Below are 275 nucleotides of genomic sequence, written 5' to 3'. Positions count from 1 at the left end.
GGCGGTTAGTCAATTCAATCCAAAAGGAAAATCAGTATGAATGAGATGACTCGTTATAATATAAGAATGCACGATAATGGCTATTGCAGCCAAATACGAACATTTGTCCCTCCTATTCGAATAATAGAACAAGGAGAGGAAGCCATTGAAAAGATTTTAGCAAAAGAGCTCCTTTGTCGACATGATGTGGAAGAGATTAACCAAATTTATCAGTCTGTAGATCTCTTAGAGAGGCAAATTGAAGAGATACCTGCGCGGAATAGCCACCATGCCCT

1 protein-coding gene is annotated in these 275 nt (G+C 39.3%); it reads left to right on the top strand.

From position 1 onward, the window contains the following. Nucleotides 1-36: 36 nt before the first annotated feature. Nucleotides 37-275: hypothetical protein (locus BU804_RS06315; RefSeq protein WP_143298944.1), on the top strand; the 239-nt coding region annotated here is incomplete at its 3' end.

The sequence above is a fragment of the Candidatus Protochlamydia sp. W-9 genome (assembly GCF_001950615.1).
In the GTDB taxonomy this organism is placed as follows: Bacteria; Chlamydiota; Chlamydiia; order Chlamydiales; family Parachlamydiaceae; genus Protochlamydia; species Protochlamydia amoebophila.
This window is presented reverse-complemented; position numbering and strand designations above follow the sequence as displayed.